The organism is Pseudomonas mohnii (assembly GCF_900105115.1).
GTDB lineage: Bacteria > Pseudomonadota > Gammaproteobacteria > Pseudomonadales > Pseudomonadaceae > Aquipseudomonas > Aquipseudomonas mohnii.
Window position 1 is genome coordinate 2,111,394 of sequence record NZ_FNRV01000001.1, and the last position, 21,067, is coordinate 2,132,460.

The window sequence follows — 21,067 nt, forward strand, 5'->3', positions numbered from 1 at the left end:
ACCTGTGGGAGCTGGCTTGCCAGCGGTGGGGCCAGCAGCAACAGCACACATCTAAGCCCCCACCCGCGCCTGCAGACTCAAATGCGCGCGCTCCCCCGGTTTCAGGCACAGGCTGTCAGTGCCGCCGCTTGCGGCTTCTACGCAAACGAACTCGGATATCTCGTTCCAGCTCACCCCCAGCAACGGCCGTGAGCCCGGATGCCAGACAACCGTGTCGGCCGTGTCGCCGGTATCGATGCACAACGCTCGTTGCCAGGCATGGTCGTTGAGCTGCAGTTCGCCGTCATGCTGGAATACCCGCTGACAACCGCCATCGACGCGCAACTCGCCTTCCTGCTGGCAAACCTGACGGTTCAACTGGTCGTAACCTTGCGCGCCTTCGAGCCCAGACAGCGCTACCTCACCGACATCACCAATACGCCAGTAAGCGTGCAAAGCCTGACTCAACTGGCACGGCATGTCGTCCTGATGCTCGGTACTCAGGCGCAGATCCATGCATTCGCCCAAGTGCGCATGCAGATCCACTTTCCAGTCACACAGTTCCAGCTGCCAGTGCAAACGCACACCGTCATCATCACTGCTGCTGTCGATCAACTTCCAGTCGATCAGCCGCGCCCAGCCATGGGACGGCCAGGCATTTTCACTGGGATGACGGCCATACCACGGCCAGCACACTGGCACGCCACCACGGATGGCACCGACTTGCGGCCACTTCGCCGCACACCAAAGCCACGGCTTCTGCCCCTTGGGCTGAAAGTGCAGCAATTGCGCGCCCTGGCGACTGAACACCGCCTGACACAACGGGTGATCGATCACCAACACGTCGCGCTTCTGATAGCGCTCCCATGCAAACACCGGTCGTTCGCGCAAGGATTTGAAGAAGCGTTGTAGCGGATGCTCAAGCATGGGCCACGGTCCTGAAAAACATGGGTGAACTCATCTATTCAAATAGCTTGTTTGCGCTTTTTTTGTGGCGAGGGAGCTCGCCCCCTCGCCACAGCAAGCCCCTCGCCACAGGGCCGCACAAAAAAAAGCGGACAGCCATGGCTGCCCGCAAAAATGCGCACATAGAGAGGAGCTTATCGCAACCGCGTTAGAACACCGACTGAATTTTCAGGCCGGCGACCAATGCGTTGTCGACTTCATCCACACCGCCAGGGTGAGTGATGTATTGCAGGTTGGGACGCACGGTCAGCCAGTTGGTCACGTGGAAACCGTAGTTGAGCTCGTAGTTGTATTCGGTTTCACGAATCGGCGAGAACACCGGATTGTCGTAGTCCGAAACGCCATTGGAAGCATTGACCAACTCAGCGTTTTTCTTCACGTCATCGTTGACATGGATACGGGCGAAACCGATGCCCACGTCATCCTTCGGACGCGCGTCGAACGGGCCCTTGTACACAAACATCAGCGACTGGTAGTTGTCGATGAAGTTGGTGTCCTTGTCGTGGAAAGTGGCGTTGGCGGCGATGTTCAGACCGCGAGAAGCATCGCCATTGTGGCGGGTGAGTTGCTGTTGCGCGACGAACCAGTAGCCGTGCTTGCTATCGTGGACGCGATAAGGCTGGCCGGTGGTCGCGGCGTTCTGGCCATTGGCGTCCTCAAGCACGTCATCGGCCGGGGCGGTACTTTTGTAGTAACCGACACGGTATTCGCCAGGCAGGCTGTTGACCTTCGGCGACCAGACCAGTTCGACCGGCAACACGGTGCCCGCCGTACCGCTGCCGCTGAGCTTGAAGCCGTTACCGTGCTCCAGCTGCGACGGGTTCTGGTTGTACGCGCCAATCTGGGCGTAGAGCTCGTCATTGATGTTGTACTTCACGCGGATCGCCGCCTGGCTGACCGGCCAGTTGTACCAGATGTTGGTCGCCCAGTTACCCACCTGGGAGCCGCAGAACGCCAGGTTCTGGAATTCGCACGGGAAGGTGTTGAAGTCTTCGCCCTCACCGAAATAACCGGCCTTGACGTCCAGCTTGTTGTCGAAGAATTGATGCTGAATCCACAACTGGGTCAGGCGGACCATATGGCCACGACCGTAGACTTCCTGGGAGGAACTCAGGGTGCCGGCACGCGGGTCGCCGATGCGATCGTTGGAGATGTTCTCACCGTTACGGTTGGTGAGCTGGATCTTGGCCTGGGTGTTATCCCAACCGAGCAGTTTTTGCAGGTCCAGCGCCGCCCCCAGGCCGAACTGGTCACTGTAGCGCGCGGTCTTGTCATCGTTGAACCCGCCATGGAGGTTCCCGCCCACTTCACCGACATAGTCCATCTTGATGTCGATGCCTTGCTCGATCAGCTTGGTACGCTCGCCACCCCAATCGCCCGTCATCCACTTGGAGTCGGAGCTGAACGCCTCATCGGCCATCGCATTACCGGCCAGAACCAGTGCCGCCGCTGCTGAGACCTGGCAGATCAACCGGGCCGTGTTTCTCGTCTTCATCCCTACATCCTCGTTTTATTGTTATTAACTTTTCTTTTTCTAACGCGGTTACAGCGGTTGTGATGCACGACAGGCCGCGCATCACGGATTCCCCCCAGCAGGAGCGAGCCTGCTCGCGAGAAACCTGAGAACCCCGTGGGGTGTCAGGTTTCCAGTGTCATCGTTGACGTCCATCGCGAGCAGGCTCGCACCTGCAGTTTTGTTGTTCAGCGGCCTTTGAATTGCGCAACGTTGGCAGCGTGCGCTTCGGCTTTCGGCAGACCGGCCACCCCCAAACGTTCCCCGGTCTTGGCATCGAACAGCAGCACTTTCGCCGGATCGAATTGCAGGGTCAGGCTCTCGCCAACGGCCGGGGCGACGTCAGGTGCCAGGCGGCAGCAAACCTTGGTGTCGTTGAGGTTGACGAAGACCAGGGTGTCGGGACCGGTCGGTTCAGTGACCTGGACTTCGGCGCGAATGGTCGGCAAACCAGTGGTTTCGCCATTCGCCAGAACGATCTGCTCCGGGCGCATGCCGAGAATCACTTCACGGTCTTCGAGACCGGCGTCCTGCATCCCCAGCGGCAATTCGCAGCGCGCCTGGCCGCTGTCGAGCAACGCCAGCAAACGACCGTCCTTGCGTTGCAGACGCAAGGGAATGAAGTTCATCGGCGGCGAACCGATGAAGCTCGCCACGAACAGGTTGGCCGGGTTGTTGTAGATGTCTTTCGGCGTGCCGAACTGCTGGATGATCCCGTCCTTCATCACCGCCACTTTGTCGCCCAGGGTCATCGCTTCGATCTGGTCGTGGGTGACGTAGACGGTGGTGGTTTTCAGGCGCTGGTGCATCAATTTCATTTCGGTGCGCATCTCGACCCGCAGCTTGGCGTCGAGGTTGGACAGCGGTTCGTCGAACAGATAGATCTTCGGCCGGCGTGCCAGGGCCCGGCCCATCGCCACGCGCTGTTGCTGACCACCGGAGAGCTGGCCTGGCTTGCGGTTGAGCAGGTGTTCGATCTGCAACAGTTTGGCGACGCGAGCCACTTCCTCATCGATGGCCGACTGGCTCATCTTGCGGATTTTCAGTCCGAACTCGATGTTCTCGCGCACGCTCATGGTCGGGTACAGCGCATAGGACTGGAACACCATGGCAATGTCGCGATCCTTGGGGCTCATGCCGCTGACGTCCTGGTCACCGATCATGATCGCGCCGCCGGTGATCGTTTCAAGGCCGGCGATGCAGTTCATCAGGGTCGACTTGCCGCAGCCCGACGGGCCGACGAGGATCAGGAACTCACCGTCCTTGATCGACAGTTCGATGTTCTTCAGGGTGTCCGGCAGGCCGGCACCGTAGGTCTTGTTTACGTTGCGAAGTTCGAGCGTAGCCATGATTACCCCTTGACTGCGCCGGCCGTCAGCCCGCGCACGAAATACTTGCCTGCGACCACATAGACCAGCAGGGTCGGCAAACCGGCGATCATCGCCGCCGCCATATCAACGTTGTATTCCTTGGCCCCGGTACTGGTGTTGACCAAGTTGTTCAGCGCCACCGTGATCGGTTGCGAATCACCGCTGGAGAACACCACCCCGAACAGGAAGTCGTTCCAGATCTGAGTGAACTGCCAGATCAGGCAGACCATGATGATCGGCGTGGACATCGGCAGGATGATCCGGCGGAAGATGGTGAAGAAACCCGCACCGTCCAGACGCGCGGCTTTGACCAGCGCATCGGGAATGCTGATGTAGTAGTTACGGAAGAACAGCGTGGTGAACGCCAGGCCGTAGACCACGTGCACGAACACCAGGCCCGTGGTGGTGCTCGCCAGGCCCATCTTGCCGAGGGTGAACGAGGCCGGCAGCAGGACGGTCTGGAACGGCAGGAAGCAGCCGAACAGCAGCAGACCGAAGAACAACTGCGAACCGCGGAAACGCCACATCGACAACACGTAGCCGTTCAAGGCACCGATGGCCGTAGAGATAAGCACCGCTGGAACGGTGATCTTGATCGAGTTCCAGAAGTAACCGTCAACCGTGGCCCAGGCCTTGACCCAACCGATACCGCTGACCACGGTCGGCCAGCTCAGCAGGTTGCCGGTGCTGATGTCTTCCGGGGTCTTGAAGCTGGTCAACAGCATGACCACCAGCGGAATCAGGTAGAGCATCACGGCGAGGATCAGCACCGCATAGATCGCGATGCGACTCAGGCTGATGGCAGGTTTGGCAGCGAGACTAGTCATGACGCTTGGTCCTCAGCTCGGAGTACAGGTAAGGCACGATGATCGCGAGAATCGCACCGAGCATCAGAATCGCACTGGCCGAGCCCATGCCCATCTGGCCGCGACTGAAGGTGAAGGAATACATGAACATCGCGGGCAGGTCCGAGGAGTAACCCGGGCCACCGGCCGTCATCGCCGCCACCAGGTCGAAACTCTTGATCGCGATGTGCGCCAGAATCATCACCGCACTGAAGAACACCGGACGCAGGCTTGGCAGCACCACTTTCCAGTAGATGCGCGGCAGGCTCGCGCCGTCGATCTGCGCGGCACGGATGATCGATTGATCAACGCCCCGCAGGCCGGCCAGGAACATCGCCATGATGAAACCCGAGGCCTGCCATACAGCGGCGATCACCAGGCAATAGACCACGCGATCCGGGTCGATCAACCAGTCCAGGCGGAAGCCTTCCCAGCCCCAGTCACGCAACAGTTTGTCCAGGCCCATGCCCGGGTTGAGCAGCCATTTCCATGCGGTACCGGTGACGATCATCGAGAGCGCCATCGGGTACAGGTAAATGGTGCGAATGAAGCCTTCGCGACGGATGCGCTGGTCGAGAAACACCGCCAGCAGCACGCCAATCACCAGCGTGATGCCGATGAACATGCCGCCGAACAGCGCCAGGTTCTTGCTCGCCACCCACCAGCGGTCGTTGTCGAACAACCGTGCGTATTGCGCCAGGCCCGCCCACTTGTAGTTCGGCAGGAAGGTCGACGTGGTGAACGACAGGACGAACGTCCACAGGATATAGCCATAAAAGCCCACCAGAACGATGAACATGCTCGGCGCCAGCACCAGCTTAGGGAGCCAGCGTTGCAATGCATCGAACGGCGAGGCCTTGCTGAACACAGCAACAGAACTCATGGGGAAATCCAGAATAGAGAATTAGGATTACAAGTGCGTTCCCTGTGGGAGCCAGCCTGCTGGCGATTGCGTTGTGTCAGTTCTCACATCAGGTGGCTGACAGTCCGCCATCGCGAGCAGGCTCGCGCCTACAGGGGCCAAGCATTACTTGGCCGACTTGATCGCTGCGCCCAGTTTCTTGGCCGTGTCGGCCGGGTCGGCTTTCGGGTCGTTGATGTAGTTGGTCACTACGTCGAAGAACGCGCCCTGTACCGCCAGCGTGGTCGCCATGTTGTGCGCCATGCTCGGCTGCAGGCCGCCGGACTTGGCGTCCGCCAGGAAGTCCTTGGCCGCGGTCTGGGCGCACGAGTCGAAACCGAACTTGCCCATATCGGCCAGCATGTCGTTGCGCACCGGGATCGAGCCCTTGTTGATGCTGAAGACTTTCTGGAAGTTCTCACCCAGCACGACTTTGGCGATGTCCTGCTGACCGGCAGCAGTGCCCTTGTCTTTCTGCTTGAACACCGCCAGGGAGTCGATGTTGTAGGTGAACGCCTTGTCGGTGCCCGGGAACGCTACGCACTCGTAGTCCTTGCCGGCGACTTTTTTGGCGGCGGTCCACTCGGACTTGGCCCAGTCACCCATGATTTGCATGCCGGCCTTGCCGTTGATGACCTTGGCGGCTTCCAGGTTCCAGTCCTGGCCTTTGCCGTCGGCGTCCATGTAGGTCGCGACTTTCTTCAGCTCGGTCAGCGCCTTGACCATTTCCGGACCGGTCAGCGCGGCGTTGTCGAGATCAACCAGGGCTTTCTTGTAGCCATCGACACCCATGACCGAAAGCACGACGGCTTCGAACACGGTGCTGTCCTGCCAAGGCTGGCCGCCATGGGCCAGCGGAATGAAACCGGCAGCCTTGAGCTTGTCGCCGGCGGCGTAGAATTCTTCGAGGGTGGTTGGATTCTTGGTGATGCCGGCTTTCTTGAAGACTTCCGGGTTGATCCACAGCCAGTTCACGCGGTGGATGTTCACCGGCACGGCCACGTAATCACCGTCGAACTTCACGGTATCGGAGACTTTCTTGTCGAGCAGGCTGTCCCACTTCTCTTCTTTGGCAACGTCTTTGAGGACGTCGGTGTCCAGCAGGCCGGTCGAGGCCCACTCCTGGATGTCCGGCCCCTTGATCTGAGCGACGCCTGGCGGGTTACCGGCCACTGCGCGACTTTTCAGTACGGTCATGGCCGTGGCACCGCCACCACCGGCGACTGCGCCGTCCTTCCAGGTGAAGCCGTCTTTTTCGACTTGTGCCTTGAGGACATCGACCGCTGCTTTTTCACCACCCGACGTCCACCAGTGAACAACTTCCACAGTCCCTTTGGAATCGGCGGCAAGGGCACTGATGGGGAATGCAGCAACAGGGAGTATTGAGGCGAGAGAAATGACAGTAGCGAGGCGAGAAATCGCATTCATCTAGGAGTACCTTTCTTGTTGTTATGCATGCAAGTCTGGTGCTTGCGCTGCATAGGATTTTAAACAGGGGATGCCCCTTCGCAGGTAACGAAGGGACGCGCGAATGTCACCGCATGGTTACACAGAACCGCTCTGGGACAGCTTTGCCAGCGCACTGGCCATGCTCGGGGCCAGAGGCAGGCGTGGAATCAGCACGGCTTGCCAAGCGTGGTAAAGGTCAGGTTTGCCGGCCCAGATATCGGCACTCGGGCGGTTCAACGGGTCAAGCTCGTGGTGCCAACTGCCATCGCAACGGTCGATGAAATGATCGTCACAGAATTCCCAGAATAGTCGGTACCAGTGCTCGTATTGCTCATCGCCCGTACGCTTGAGCAGCGCACTGGCAGCGGCGCTGGCCTCGCAATGGGTCCAATGCAGGCGATGGCGCACCACCGCACGATTGTCCCAGTCGAGGGTGTAGACGATGCCGGGCGCGCCATCGACGTCCCAGCCGTGGCGGCAGTTGTGCTCGAAGAGTTTTTCCGCATCGGTGGCCAGCCATCCCGGCGTGAGCATCCCGGCCCGTACTCGCGCCGCTTCAAGGTGCAACAGCAACCGCGCCCATTCGAAACCGTGGCCCGGCGTAGTGCCAAAGGGACGAAATCCATCGGCCGGATTGTCGTGGTTGTAGTCGCGCAACGGCTGCCAGTCGCGGTCGAAATGCTCGACCACCCGGTAATCGTTGGCAGCCGCATGACCATGGATCACCCGCTCGACGATGCGCTGGGCACGGCACAGCCAGCGGTTGTCGTCGGTGACATCGGCCAGGGCGAGGAAGGCTTCGGTGGCGTGCATGTTGCTGTTGGCGCCGCGATACGCCTCCTCCTCACGCCAGTCACGGTTGAAGGATTCGCGCATCGCGCCCTCGTCCTCGCTCCAGAAATACGTGTCGATGATGTCGATGGCCTCATCGAGCAAGGCTTGTGCGCCGGGACGTTGAGCTACTGTCGCAGAGCTGGCTGCCAGTGCGACGAAGGCATGCAGGTACGCGTTTTTGCCGGTGTTGCCGTCACGGTGTTCCGCGACGGCGAACCACCCTCCATGAACGGCATCACGCAACGGCCCGCGCAGGGCGTTGATGCCGTGATCCACCAACTCGGCAAAACCCGGCAAGCCCTGAATATGGGCCATGGCGAAGCTGTGGGTCATGCGCGCGGTGTTCATGGTTTCGGCTTGCGCGTTGGCCGCAAGGTGGCCTTTTTCATCGAGGTTACCGAACCCTTCGGGAAGCTTCGAAGCCTTGGCAAACGCCAACAGGCGCGAGCCTTCGGCAGCGAGCCATTGCTGATGGGCAGGTGCGTTGAGCCAACTGCTGAACGCCGGTTGGAAGGTGTCCATGGGGTGCCTTTTTTGTTGTTTTGACTGCGGGCAGTCTAAACAACGGGCGGCGGCGGGCTTGTAACGAAGGGGGCGAGTTATGTCACCAGGTTGTGACATTTGATTTGAGGAATGCGTTGATTGGGCTGACGCCATCGCGGGCAAGCCCGCTCCAACAGGTTTTGCGCACATTTCAGAATGTAGGCAATCCTGTGGAAGCGTGGCTTGCCCGCGATGAAGGCGACGCGGTCTGACTAATCAACGCTACGAGGTAACTGCAACGTCACCCGCAACCCGCCTTCACGCAGATTCTGGAGGCTGACCTCTCCGCCATGGCTGTGGGCAATGTTGCGCGCAATGCCCAGCCCCAACCCATAACCCTGCTGCTGTCCGGCCAGACGGAAGTGCGGTTCGAACACCTGTTCCAGCCGCTGCTCCGGAACCCCCGGCCCTTCGTCGTCGACATGCAGCACGAACGCACTGTCGTCATCATCGATGTGCAGATGGGCCTTCTGTCCGTATTTCAGAGCGTTGTCGATCAGGTTGCCGATGCAGCGCTTGAGCGCCAGCGGTTTACCCGGATACGCCGCCAGTGCCCGCCCCTGCTGAGTCACGCGGCCATTGCCGTTCGGCGCCAGGTAGGGCTCCACCAGACAATCGAGCACATGATTGAGGTCGACCTGCTCGATATTTTCGTGGATGTCGGTGTCCTTCACGCATTGCAGCGCGCCCTTGACCAGCAATTCCAGCTCATCCAGATCGCGGCCGAACTTGGCTTGCAGTTTTTCGTCTTCAAGCAATTCGACCCGCAGGCGCAAGCGGGTAATCGGTGTGCGCAGGTCATGGGATATCGCGCTGAACAACTGACTGCGTTCAGTCAGGTAGCGGCTGATGCGCTCGCGCATGGTGTTGAAGGCGCGACCGACCTCCACCACTTCGCTGCCGCCGCCCTCGGCCACAGGCTCGACGTCAGCGCCCAGTGACAGATCCCGTGCCGCCCGCGCCAGACGCTTGAGCGGCCGGCTCTGCCAATGCACCAACAGGCCGATGAACAGCAACAGAAAGCCGCTGGTGAGGGCGATGAACCACATCTGTTGCGCTGGCAGGCCCTGCTCTTCAAGGCTGGTGTAGGGCTCGGGCAGAAGCGAGGCGATATACAGCCATTCGCCTGGCGCCATCTGGATCTGGGTGACCAGCACGGGCGGATTCACCGGTTCCAGGGTCAGCGCGTAATGGGCCCAGGAGCGTGGCAGTTCATCGAGTTTGAGGCCGGCATTGAAAATCCGCAGGTCTTCAGGGCTGACGAAAGTCACCGAAATGTCCGTGTCCTGGCCCAAGGACTGACGCAGCACTTCGTCCACGGCTTTGATCACTGCCGCCTTGCGCGGGGTAACCGGCAACACCTCCATACCCAACGGTCTGTCGTTGAGCGTTACCACGAACCGGGTGCCGCCCATGCTGCGCAGCTGGTCGAGCACCAGCGGCCGGAACGCCACCGGCAAGGAGCGGAAATAACTGACACTGGCGGTCATGGAATGGGCAAGGCTGCGGGCGCTGGTGACCAGGCCTTCCAGCTGGGTGGCGCGCAGTTGCGAGACCCAGATCACGCTGGACAGCGTCTGCGCGAACAGCACCGCGAGCAAGGTCAGCAACAACATGCGCCCGAGCAGCGAGCGCGGCACCGGCACTTTCGCCACGAGCGAGCGAAAAAAATCAGTGACCATTGCTGGCAACCACAGTGGCTGCCAGTTGGTAGCCGCTGCCACGCACGGTGCGGATCAGGCGCGGCGGTTTTTCGGTGTCGCGCAAACGCTGGCGCAGACGACTGACTGCCATGTCGACGATGCGATCAAGGGGCATCAACTCACGGCCACGGGTGGCATTGCCAATGGTGTCGCGGTCGAGGATTTCCTGCGGGTGATCGAGGAACAGTTTCAACAGGGCGAAATCGGCGCCCGAGAGAATCACTTCTTCGCCATCGATGTGAAACAACCGATGGCTGACCATGTCCAGGCGCCAGTCATCGAAGGCCAGCACTTCACTGCCGGAACGCTCCTGACCGAACTGCGCGCGACGCAACAAGGCCTTGATCCGCGCTTGTAGTTCACGGGGGCTGAAGGGTTTGCCAAGGTAGTCGTCCGCCCCCAGTTCCAGGCCAATGACACGGTCGGCTTCGTCGGAACTGGCGGTGAGCATGATGATCGGCACCTGGGCCCGTCGCGGGTGCTGGCGGATCCAGCGGCACAGACTGAAACCGTCCTCGTCGGGCAGCATCACGTCGAGGATCACCAGATCGCTGGGTTCATCGTTCAAGGCCTGGCGAAAACCGGCGCCGTCGGGCGTGGTACGGACCTGGAAACCGGCGCGGGTCAGGTAGGTGTCCAGCAACTCGCGTATCTCTTGATCGTCATCGACCAACAAAATCGACTTGTTGACTGAGCTCACGGGGCGGCGTCCTTGTTGTTTGAATGGGGCGGATTATGCCTTAAGCACCGAATCTACAAACACCTCAAAACGACTGTAGGAGCGAGCCTGCTCGCGATGGACTTGAAGGCACCGCATGCATTCAGAAAGCACGCGTTATCGTTGACGTCCATCGCGAGCAGGCTCGCTCCTACAGTTGATCGCATTTCAAGCCTGGTCGAGCGCCACTCCCGCCCCCACCAACCCGGAATACGGTGCCGTCACCAGCCACACCGGAATCCCCTTGAAGTAATCGCTCATGCAGCCCTTGTCGGCAAAGCACCGGGCGAAACCGCTTTCGAGGAAGAAATCGGCGAAGCGCGGGATCACCCCGCCAACGATGTACACGCCACCGCGCGCGCCCGTGGTCAGTACGTTGTTGCCGGCCACGCGACCGAGCCAGCAGCAGAACTGCTCAAGCACTTCCAGGGCAATCGGATCGCCCGCCAACCCGGCAGCGGTAATCGCCTCCGGGGTGTCGAGTACCGGTTCATGACCGTCCACCGCGCAAATCGCCCGATACACCCGTGGCAAACCACCGCCGCTCAACGCCGTTTCGGCGCTGACATGGCCAATCTCGTTATAGAGGTGTTGCCACAGTTGGGTTTCCCGCGGACTGCTCAGGGGCAAATCGACGTGACCGCCCTCTCCCGGCAATGCCGCGAAACGGCCTTCACCGAGATCCAGCAACGTACCGACGCCCAGACCGGTGCCAGGACCAATCACCACGGCCGGCCGCAAGGGCTCCGGCGTCCCTTCACAGACCACACGGAATTCGCCTGGCTGCAAACGGGTCATGCCCAGGGCCATGGCCGAGAAGTCGTTGACCAGCAACAGCTGATCCACCTGCAAGGTCTGACAGAACCCCTTGCGGCTCAGGCGCCAGTGATTGTTGGTGAACTTGAATTCGTCGCCACTCACGGGGCCCGCCACCGACAGGCACACCGAACCGATCGCCCCCGGCGCCAGACCGAGCCCGCTCAGGTAGAGGCTGATCGCCTCTTCGGGGCTGGCGTGGTCTGCCGTCGCCAGCACCTGGACTGATTCCAGTTGCTGGTTTTTCCACAACGCGAAACGTGCGTTGGTCCCACCGATGTCACCGACCAAAGCCAGTTTCAATTAAGCGTCTCCAGGGCAGAAGTAAAGGCGCTGGCGCCCTGCTCCGCCGAGCTGAAGGCCATGCGCATGAAACCAAACAGTTCGCGACCGGTGCCGATGTTGTTGCCCAACAGGCCCTTGGCCGGGGTGCGCGCTGCGAATTCTTCGGCGTCGACTTTAAGCTCCAGGGTGCCTTTGACGCCATCGACGCGGATGATATCGCCCTCTTGCACGCGCGCCAAAGGGCCGCCCACGTACGCTTCGGGGCTGACGTGAATGGCCGCCGGAATTTTCCCCGACGCACCGGACATGCGCCCGTCGGTCACCAGTGCGACTTTGAAACCGCGATCCTGCAGCACGCCAAGGAACGGCGTCATCTTGTGCAGTTCCGGCATGCCGTTGGAGCGCGGGCCCTGGAAACGCATCACGGCGACGAAATCCTTCTCCAGCAAACCGGCCTTGAACGCATCGGCCAGGTCTTGCTGATCCTGGAACACCATGGCCGGTGCTTCGACGATCTGGTTTTCCAGCGCGACCGCCGAGACTTTCATCACGCCACGACCGAGGTTGCCTTCCATCACCCGCAGGCCGCCTTCTGGCGAGAACGCACGAGCCACCGGCCGCAGGATGCTTTCGTCGAGGCTTTCGGTAATGCCTTCGCGCCAGACCAGTTCGCCGTTGTCGAGGAACGGCTCCTGGGTGTAGCGGCTCAGGCCGTGGCCCAGTACGGTGTTGACGTTTTCGTGGAGCAACCCGGCTTCCAGCAGTTCACGGATCAGGAACGACATGCCGCCCGCCGCCTGGAAGTGGTTGATGTCGGCTTTACCGTTCGGGTAGACGTGGCTCAGGGTCGGCACCACCTCGGAGAGGTCGGCCATGTCCTGCCAGGTCAACTGAATGCCTGCCGCCATGGCGATGGCCGGCATGTGCAAGGTGTGGTTGGTCGAGCCGCCAGTGGCGTGCAGGGCGACGATGGAATTGACCAGTGAGCGCTCGTCGACGATTTCGCCGATCGGCAGGTAGTTGCCGTTCTGTTTGGTAATGCGCGTTACCTGATGCGCCGCTTCGCGGGTCAGGGCATCGCGCAACGGCGTGTTCGGATTTACGAAGGAAGCGCCCGGCAAGTGCAGGCCCATGACTTCCATCAGCAACTGGTTGGTGTTGGCGGTGCCGTAGAAGGTGCAGGTGCCGGGGCTGTGGTAGGAATTCATTTCCGATTCCAGCAACTCTTCGCGGCTGGCCTTGCCTTCGGCGTAGCGCTGGCGCACATCGGCTTTCTGCTTGTTGGAAATGCCCGACACCATCGGCCCGCCCGGGACGAAAATCATCGGCAGATGCCCGAAACGCAACGCGCCCATCATCAGCCCCGGCACGATCTTGTCGCAGATGCCGAGCATCAGCGCGCCGTCGAACATGTTGTGGGATAACGCCACGGCGGCAGACATCGCGATCACTTCGCGACTCGGCAGGCTCAGTTCCATGCCGGGTTCGCCCTGGGTCACGCCATCGCACATGGCCGGAGTGCCGCCGGCGAACTGACCGACGGAGCCGATTTCGCGCAGGGCTTTTTTGATCAGTTCCGGAAAGACTTCGTACGGCTGATGCGCCGAGAGCATGTCGTTATATGACGAAACAATCGCAATGTTGGCGGAGTTCATCATCCGCAGACTGTTCTTGTCGTCGCTGCCGCAGCCGGCCACGCCGTGGGCGAAGTTGGCGCATTGCAGCTTGCCGCGCATCGGACCGTCACTGGCCGCACCGCGAATCAGTGCAAGGTAAGCCTCACGCGTGGCGCGGCTGCGGGCGATAAGCCGTTCGGTGACCTCAAGGACGCGGGGATGCATGTGTAGAACTCCAGGCTAACGGATGTGGCGACCTGATTGTCTATGCTGAACAAGAGCCGTTGTTGACGGGATGACAGACGGTTTTCTTGATCAATCGGACCAGTTGATTCAGGTCACTCGTTGTAGATTGAACAAAATATTGCCACTAAAAAGGCTTGTTTTCTATTTTTTTGCGAATAATCTTGTAATTCCAACAACAAAACGACGGCGGCGCTGACAAATGACTCTTCGAATCGCGATCAATGGTTTTGGCCGTATCGGCCGTAATGTCCTGCGCGCACTCTATACCCAAGGCTATCGTCAGGATTTGCAAATCGTCGCGATCAACGACTTGGGCGACAGCGCGATCAACGCACACTTACTCAAGTACGACACTGTTCACGGCACGTTCGATGCCGATGTCCAACACGATCAGGAAAGCCTGACCGTCAACGGCGACCGCATTTCGGTCAGCGCCATCCGCAACCCGGCCGACCTGCCATGGGCCGCGGAAAGGATTGATGTGGTGTTTGAATGCACCGGCCTGTTCACCGACCGAGCCAAGGCTGCGGCGCATATTACGGCCGGCGCGCGCAAAGTGATTATCTCGGCACCGGCCAAAGGGGCCGATGCCACGGTGGTGTACGGGGTCAACCACGACATTCTGCGCCAGTCGCACCAGATTATTTCCAACGCTTCGTGCACCACCAACTGCCTGGCCCCGGTGGCCCAGGTGCTGCACCGCGAACTGGGGATCGAAAGCGGTCTGATGACCACGATTCACGCCTACACCAACGACCAGAACCTGACCGACGTCTACCACACCGACCCCTACCGCGCCCGTTCGGCCACCCATAACATGATCCCGAGCAAGACCGGCGCCGCTGAAGCGGTGGGCCTGGTGCTGCCGGAACTGGCGGGCAAACTGACCGGCATGGCCGTGCGCGTACCGGTGATCAACGTTTCCCTGGTCGACCTGACCGTGCAGCTCAAGCGCGAAGCGTCGGCCGATGAAGTCAACGCGCTGCTCAAGGAAGCCAGTCAGCACTCGAAAATCCTCGGCTACAACACCCTGCCGCTGGTCTCGAGCGACTTCAACCACAACCCGCTGTCGTCGATCTTCGACGCCAACCACACCAAAGTCAGCGGCAAGCTGCTCAAGGTGCTGGCCTGGTACGACAACGAATGGGGTTTCTCCAACCGCATGCTCGATAACTGCCTGGCGCTGTGCAACGCTGAATAAGCAGCACGCCCCCAGCCTGTAGGAGCGAGCCTGCTCGCGATGGTCGTGAACGATAACGCGGGGTACCTGATGCCCCGCGGTGTTCTCAAGCTCATCGCGAGCAAGGCTCGCTCCTACCAGGTGCACCCCCTGTCTGTAGGAGCGAGCCTGCTCGCGATGGTCGTGAACGATAACGCGGGGTACCTGGTGCCCCGCGGTGTTCTCAAGCTCATCGCGAGCAAGGCTCGCTCCTACCAGGTGCACCCCCAGCTGTAGGAGCGAGCCTGCTCGCGATGGTCGTGAACGATAACGCGGGGAACCTGATGCCCCGCGGTGTTCTCAAGCTCATCGCGAGCAAGGCTCGCTCCTACCAGGTGCACCCCCTGTCTGTAGGAGCGAGCCTGCTCGCGATGGTCGTGAACGATAACGCGGGGCCCCTGACGCCCCGCGGTGTTCTCAAGCTCATCGCGAGCAGGCTCGCTCCTGTCAGGTGTATGTCATTTCTGGAGCAACAACCGATGATTGGCATCAGCTTTACGCAAAAGACCCTGGCGGCGCGCAAGCGTATCGCCTTGGTCGCCCATGACCATTGCAAGGTGTTCTTGCTGGATTGGGCCGAGCGGCAGAAAGATAAACTCGCCCGACACGAACTGGTCGCCACCGGTACCACGGGTTTGTTGCTGCAACAACGCCTCGACCTGCCGGTGGAGAGCATGATCAGCGGTCCACTGGGCGGTGACCAGCAGCTCGGCGCACGAATCGCCGAACAACGGGTCGACATGCTGGTGTTCTTCTGGGACCCGTTCGAGCCACAGCCGCACGACCCGGACATCAAGGCATTGTTGCGCGTCGCGGCGGTCTGGAACATTCCAGTGGCGTGCAACGAATGCAGCGCCGACTATCTGCTCAGCAGCCCGCTGATGGATCAGGCGCATGAGCACCGGATTCCGGATTACGCGACCTATCTGCAGAATCGCGCATAAACCGGAACAAATCAGTGCTTGACCACCAAAGCGGATGATAAGCATTATCATCCGCTTGAAATGGATCAGGTTCTCCCGTGAGTCAATCGCGCTTCAACGACGTCTTCATCACCCAGCGAATCACTCTGCTGCGCACGCTGGAGCGGATGGTCAACAACCACAGCACAGCCGAAGACCTGCTGCAGGAAACCTACCTGCGCGTGACCCGTGCGCTCAGCGAGCGGGCCATCGATCACCTCGAACCCTTCGTATTCCAGACTGCCCGCAACCTGGCGCTGGACCATCTGCGTGCGCGGCGAATCCACTCGCGAACCATGGTCGATGACGTCCCGCTGGAGGTGGTGCAAAGCGTCGCCGCCCCGGCCGGCAATGCCGAGGATGCCGTCCATGCCGAACGATTGCTTGAGCGCTTGAACGTGCGCCTCAGTCAACTCAGCCCTCGCCAGCAGCAGATTTTCATCCTCAGTCGCCTGCACGGTCACAGCTATCTGGAGATCGCCGAAAAGCTCGGTGTATCGCTGAGCACGGTGCAAAAGGAGCTGAAACTGATCATGACAATCTGTATGGGCGTCGCAGGACGCAGCTCGAAGCTTTAAGCTTGAAACTGCATTTCCTCCCCTGCCGAGAACATACCGTGACGGACACCCACCGCTTCCCTTCGCCCTCCCCGGCGCGGGACACTGCAGATGCGATGGACCAGGCCCTCGACTGGCTGATCGTGCTGGACAGCCCGAACGAAGAACAGACCCGCCAGTTCCAGCAATGGCTCGCGGCCGATCCGGCGCACGCCGATGCGTTCGCCAGGGCCCAGGCCATCTGGAACGGCCCGCAAATCACGCAGTGCGCACAAAGCCTGGCCGCGCGCCCGGTGAAGATCACCGTACTCTCGCGCCTGCGCCCCCACTGCAAACCCCTGGCCACCGCCGCCGTGCTGATTCTCGGCCTGTTCAGTTTCAGCAATTTGCCGATGCGCCTGCAGGCCGATCACCTGACCGTGGTCGGTGAACGTCAGCGCCTGCAACTGGAGGACGGCTCGAAAGTCCTGCTCAACACCAACTCGGCCTTTTCCAGCACCATCAACGACCAACAACGCGTGGCACGGTTGTATCAGGGCGAAGCCTATTTCGAGGTGTCGCCTCAACCGGGACAACCGCTGGAAATCGACGCTGGCCTGGTCACGGCGAGCGTCCGGGATACGGCATTTGCCGTGCGTTATCTGGATGGCGTGACACAGGTTCGAGTGCAGCGCGGAGACGTCGATCTGCGGGCGACTCGCGACGACGAACGCGTTCGCTTGAGCGCCGGAGAGAGCATTCGCATCGGCCCCAACGGGTTCGACCGCCCGGCCAAACTGGATGCCGCCACCGAACTGGCGTGGGTCCAGGGCCGACTGGTGTTCGAAAACTGTCCGTTGAGCCAGGTCCTGGCGGAACTGCGTCGCTACTATCCAGGCTGGATCATCAACAACAACGAGCGGTTGGCCAATGTCGCGGTGACGGGGAATTACCGCCTCGATCAGCCGCTGGACGCCGTCCGCGCCCTCGCCCACATCACCTCCGCCAAACTCCAGGAGTTCCCGGCGCTGGTGATCCTGAACTAAATGAGAATTATTTTTACTCGATAGCCAAGCCTCGTACGTCTCGTTATAGCCAATGCAATTGATTCGCATCTTCGATGCCGATCAGCACCTATAAAGATTCGTGCGACACGGAGCGCTATCGATGTCCTCTCGCCTTACCCGCCAGTCCTCTTCACCTTCCCGCGTGCTGTCGTTGCTGACCGCCGCCATTCTGATGGCCGGCAGTGCACCGCTCATGGCCGCCACGGCCGAACAGCCGAGCCGCAACATGGGCGACTATTCGTTCGCCATTGCGCCACAGTCGCTGGTGCCGGCGCTCAATGCGTTTACCGCTGTGACAGGCTGGCAGGTTGGCTTGCCCTCAGCGCTGGCCGAAGGTGTGGCGTCGCCGGGTGTACGCGGCTCACTGCCGCCAGAGAAAGCCCTCGATCGCCTGTTGGTGGGGACCGACCTGAGCTATCGCAAACTGGGCAATAACAACATCGTGCTGGAAAAGCGCGGCAACAGCGGCACCCTCAACCTGCAACAGGTGACCATCAGCGCCACCCGCCAGGCGCAGGACGTGAACAGCGTGCCCAGCACCGTCACCGTTCACACGCGTGAAGAGCTCGATCGCAACAACGTCAATACCATCAAGGAACTGGTGCGTTACGAACCGGGCGTTGCCGTGGGCGGTACCGGCACCCGCGGCGGAATCAGCGGCTATAACATCCGTGGCATCGACGGTGACCGGGTCCTGACCCAGGTCGATGGCGTCGAAGTACCGGACGGCTTCTTCAACGGCCCTTACGCCAAGACCCAGCGCAACTACGTCGACCCGGAAATCGTCAAGCGTGTCGAAATCCTCCGCGGTCCGGCTTCGGTGCTCTACGGCAGCAACGCCATCGGTGGCGCGGTCAGCTACTTCACCCTGGACCCCGACGACATCATCAAGCCTGGCCAGGACGTCGGTGCGCGACTGAAGACCGGTTACAGCTCCGCCGACGACAGCTGGCTCAAATCCGCCACCGTGGCGGGCCGTGCCGATCAGTTCGATGGCCTGTTGCATTACAGCCAGCGCGATGGCCACGAAACCGAATCCTACGGCAGCAACAACGGCACGGGCCTGGCACGTACCGCCGCCAATCCGGAAGACGTACGTGCCAGCAATGTGCTGGCGAAAGTCGGCTGGAACTATAAAGAGGACGCGCGCCTGGGCCTGGTCTACGAAAAGTACAAGGACGACCGCGACACCGACCAGAAAAGCGCTTATGGCGGCCCGTTCCTCGATGGGAAACCGACCATTGCGGCCAACATCTTGCCGGGCGGCATGTACCAGTGGCGCACCGGTAACGACACCATCACCCGCGAACGCTTCGGCCTGGAACACAGCTTCGCCCTCGACAGCCTGCTGGTGGACAACGTCAAGTGGAGCCTGAATCACCAGATCGCCAAGACTGATCAGAGCACCGAGGAGTTCTACTACCCGATGTCACGCAAAGTGCTGCGGACCCGAGACACGGTCTACGAAGAAAAGCAGTGGGTCTTCGATGCACAACTGGATAAAACATTCAGCATTGCCGACACCGAACACCTGCTGACCTACGGCACCACCCTCAAGCAACAGAAAGTCACCGGATCACGCAGCGGCAATGGCACCTGCCTCGCCGTCTTCGGCAGCTGTCGGGTTGTCGGCGCCACCAGTGCCGCGGACGTGCTGAAAAAGTCCAGCGACTTCCCGGACCCGACCATCAACACCTACAGCCTGTTCGCCCAGGACCAGATCAGCTGGAACCAGTGGACCTTCCTGCCTGGCCTGCGCTACGACTACACCGAACTCAAGCCGCACATTACTCGGGAATTCCTCAACACCGTGGCGGCCGACGGTCGCGGCACCGTCAGCGACGAGAACAAGACCTGGCACAAGGTGTCGCCCAAGTTCGGCCTGACCTATGCCCTGACCGACGAGTACACCTGGTACGGCCAATACGCCGAGGGATTCCGCACCCCGACCGCGAAGGCGCTCTACGGGCGCTTCGATAACACCGTTGCCGGCTACCGCGTAGAGCCAAATCCGGACCTGGAACCGGAAAAGAGCAAAAGCTATGAGACCGGCCTGCGCGGCAATTTTGAGCAAGGCTCCTTCGACGTGGCGGTGTTCTATAACAAGTACCGCGATTTCATCAACGAAGATGCCATCACGCCGGGTTATGACGAGCCGACCTTCCAGAGCGCCAACATCAAGCACGCCACCATCAAAGGCGCGGAAGTCAAAGGTCGCCTGAACCTCGATGCCTTCGGTGCGCCGCAAGGTCTCTACACCCAGGGTTCCGTGGCTTATGCCTACGGTCGTAACGACGACACCGGCGAGCCGCTCAACAGTGTCAATCCGCTGACCGGTGTATTCGGGCTCGGCTACGACCAGGACAACTACGGCGGGTTGTTGAGCTGGACGCTGGTGAAAAAGAAAAATCGGGTCGACGACAGCAACTTCAAGTCACCGGACGGCGTCAGCAGTCAGTTCAAGACCCCGGGCTTCGGCGTGCTGGACCTGAGTGGCTTCTACAAAGTCACCGACGATGTGACCGTCAACGCCGGCATCTACAACCTGACCGACAAGAAGTACTGGTTGTGGAATGACGTGCGCGGTTACGACAGCGTCGGCGAAGCCTCGGTGACGCAACCGGCCAACCTTGATCGCCTCACTCAACCGGGTCGCAACTTCGCGGTCAATCTGATCTGGGATATCTGATCCCGCCCTTCTCACGACGCTGCTTCATTTAAAGCGGCTTCGTGAGGATTTTTTACTGTCGTGGGCCTGCTCATACGTCTCGTTACCAGGCTCTTCTTATTCTCAAGGATGTCTCATGACCACTCAGGAAACGGCTCAACGCCCGGTATTGCGCTCGCAACGCCTGAACCAGATCACCCACGAACCTCACACCCGACTCGATGCATTGGTCAAAGCCCATGCACCGTTCGAAACCCAGGCCAACTTCGCCCGGTTCGTGGTGGCGCAGTACCTTTTCCAGTCCGAACTGGTGCCGCTGTACAACGATGCCGATTTGACCGCCATCGTCCCGGACCTGCCTGCTCGTTGTCGGGCCGAAGCAGCCATGGCCGACCTGGCGGACCTGGACACCGAAGTGCCGGGACCGGTCGCTGGCGCCCTGCACCTTCCGAGTAAAGCCCAGGCGCTGGGCTGGCTCTTCGTGTCCGAGGGGTCGAAGCTCGGCGCAGCCTTCCTGATCAAGCGCGCCGTCGGCCTGGGCCTGAGCGAAACGTTCGGCGCCCGCCACCTGGGCGAACCGGCCGGTGGCCGCGCTGAAGGCTGGAAAAGCTTCGTCAAAACCCTCGATGGACTGGAGCTCAGTGCCCAGGAAGAAGCCGAACTGGATAAAGGCGCCATCGACGCGTTTAACCGCTTCACCCTGTTGCTGGAACAGGCTTACGCCACCGCAACTGTCTGACCCGACACATATCCCTTGTGGGAGCGGGCTCGCCCGCGATGACGGCATCACGGACAATATTTATGTCGAGTGATGCACCACTATCGCGGTCA

17 protein-coding genes are annotated in these 21,067 nt (G+C 60.6%); 6 read left to right on the forward strand and 11 right to left on the reverse strand.

From position 1 onward, the window contains the following. Positions 1-51: 51 nt before the first annotated feature. The 11 genes from BLV61_RS09910 to edd all read right to left on the reverse strand — a co-directional run bounded on the left by BLV61_RS09910 (position 52) and on the right by edd (position 13,763). On the reverse strand, positions 52-906 hold the full coding sequence (locus BLV61_RS09910; RefSeq protein ID WP_047532450.1) for a D-hexose-6-phosphate mutarotase: 855 nt from the start codon (positions 904-906) through the stop codon (positions 52-54). 187 nt (positions 907-1,093) lie between these two features. Continuing rightward, entirely contained in the window at positions 1,094-2,440 is a 1,347-nt protein-coding gene (locus BLV61_RS09915) for a carbohydrate porin (protein ID WP_090464579.1), read from the reverse strand. Between the two features lie 206 nt (positions 2,441-2,646). After that, positions 2,647-3,807 carry an ABC transporter ATP-binding protein gene (locus BLV61_RS09920; protein ID WP_047532452.1) on the reverse strand — a complete coding sequence of 387 codons (1,161 nt, stop codon included), beginning with the start codon at positions 3,805-3,807 and terminating at the stop codon, positions 2,647-2,649. Positions 3,808-3,809: 2 nt separating this feature from the next. Beyond that, positions 3,810-4,655 (reverse strand): carbohydrate ABC transporter permease, encoded by an 846-nt coding sequence (locus tag BLV61_RS09925; RefSeq protein WP_047532453.1) that lies wholly within the window; start codon positions 4,653-4,655, stop codon positions 3,810-3,812. Then, positions 4,648-5,556 (reverse strand): carbohydrate ABC transporter permease, encoded by a 909-nt coding sequence (locus BLV61_RS09930; protein ID WP_090464582.1) that lies wholly within the window; start codon positions 5,554-5,556, stop codon positions 4,648-4,650. The genes BLV61_RS09925 and BLV61_RS09930 overlap by 8 nt, the downstream gene beginning before the upstream one ends. A gap of 144 nt (positions 5,557-5,700) precedes the next feature. Continuing rightward, on the reverse strand, positions 5,701-7,002 hold the full coding sequence (locus BLV61_RS09935; protein ID WP_090464585.1) for an ABC transporter substrate-binding protein: 1,302 nt from the start codon (positions 7,000-7,002) through the stop codon (positions 5,701-5,703). A 117-nt stretch (positions 7,003-7,119) separates the two neighbouring features. Beyond that, positions 7,120-8,379: a D-mannose isomerase gene (locus tag BLV61_RS09940; protein ID WP_090464588.1), complete on the reverse strand. Its 1,260-nt coding sequence runs from the start codon at positions 8,377-8,379 to the stop codon at positions 7,120-7,122. A 233-nt stretch (positions 8,380-8,612) separates the two neighbouring features. Continuing rightward, positions 8,613-10,082 carry an ATP-binding protein gene (locus BLV61_RS09945; protein ID WP_047532460.1) on the reverse strand — a complete coding sequence of 490 codons (1,470 nt, stop codon included), beginning with the start codon at positions 10,080-10,082 and terminating at the stop codon, positions 8,613-8,615. Beyond that, positions 10,072-10,803: a response regulator gene (locus BLV61_RS09950; RefSeq protein WP_047532461.1), complete on the reverse strand. Its 732-nt coding sequence runs from the start codon at positions 10,801-10,803 to the stop codon at positions 10,072-10,074. The genes BLV61_RS09945 and BLV61_RS09950 overlap by 11 nt, the downstream gene beginning before the upstream one ends. A 186-nt stretch (positions 10,804-10,989) precedes the next feature. After that, on the reverse strand, positions 10,990-11,940 hold the full coding sequence (locus BLV61_RS09955; RefSeq protein WP_090464591.1) for a glucokinase: 951 nt from the start codon (positions 11,938-11,940) through the stop codon (positions 10,990-10,992). After that, entirely contained in the window at positions 11,937-13,763 is a 1,827-nt protein-coding gene (gene edd / locus BLV61_RS09960; RefSeq protein WP_090464594.1) for a phosphogluconate dehydratase, read from the reverse strand. The genes BLV61_RS09955 and edd overlap by 4 nt, the downstream gene beginning before the upstream one ends. Positions 13,764-13,983: 220 nt before the next feature. On the opposite strand from edd, the gene gap reads away from it, so the two are divergent. From gap to BLV61_RS09995, 6 genes are all read left to right on the forward strand, one after another. Beyond that, complete coding sequence (gene gap / locus BLV61_RS09965; RefSeq protein ID WP_090464598.1) at positions 13,984-14,985, forward strand: type I glyceraldehyde-3-phosphate dehydrogenase; 1,002 nt, start codon at positions 13,984-13,986, stop codon at positions 14,983-14,985. A 497-nt stretch (positions 14,986-15,482) separates the two neighbouring features. Further along, a complete protein-coding gene (locus BLV61_RS09975) occupies positions 15,483-15,947 on the forward strand; it encodes a methylglyoxal synthase (protein WP_047532468.1) in 465 nt (154 codons plus the stop codon). A 77-nt stretch (positions 15,948-16,024) separates the two neighbouring features. Beyond that, complete coding sequence (locus BLV61_RS09980) at positions 16,025-16,543, forward strand: RNA polymerase sigma factor (protein WP_047532469.1); 519 nt, start codon at positions 16,025-16,027, stop codon at positions 16,541-16,543. A gap of 38 nt (positions 16,544-16,581) precedes the next feature. Continuing rightward, positions 16,582-17,547 carry a FecR family protein gene (locus BLV61_RS09985; RefSeq protein ID WP_090469844.1) on the forward strand — a complete coding sequence of 322 codons (966 nt, stop codon included), beginning with the start codon at positions 16,582-16,584 and terminating at the stop codon, positions 17,545-17,547. 121 nt (positions 17,548-17,668) lie between these two features. Beyond that, positions 17,669-20,257: a TonB-dependent receptor gene (locus BLV61_RS09990; protein ID WP_090464604.1), complete on the forward strand. Its 2,589-nt coding sequence runs from the start codon at positions 17,669-17,671 to the stop codon at positions 20,255-20,257. Positions 20,258-20,372: 115 nt separating this feature from the next. Further along, the gene (locus tag BLV61_RS09995; RefSeq protein WP_090464607.1) at positions 20,373-20,975 is read left to right on the forward strand and encodes a biliverdin-producing heme oxygenase; all 603 of its coding nucleotides are present in this window, start codon (positions 20,373-20,375) and stop codon (positions 20,973-20,975) included. The last annotated feature ends 92 nt before the right edge of the window (positions 20,976-21,067 follow it).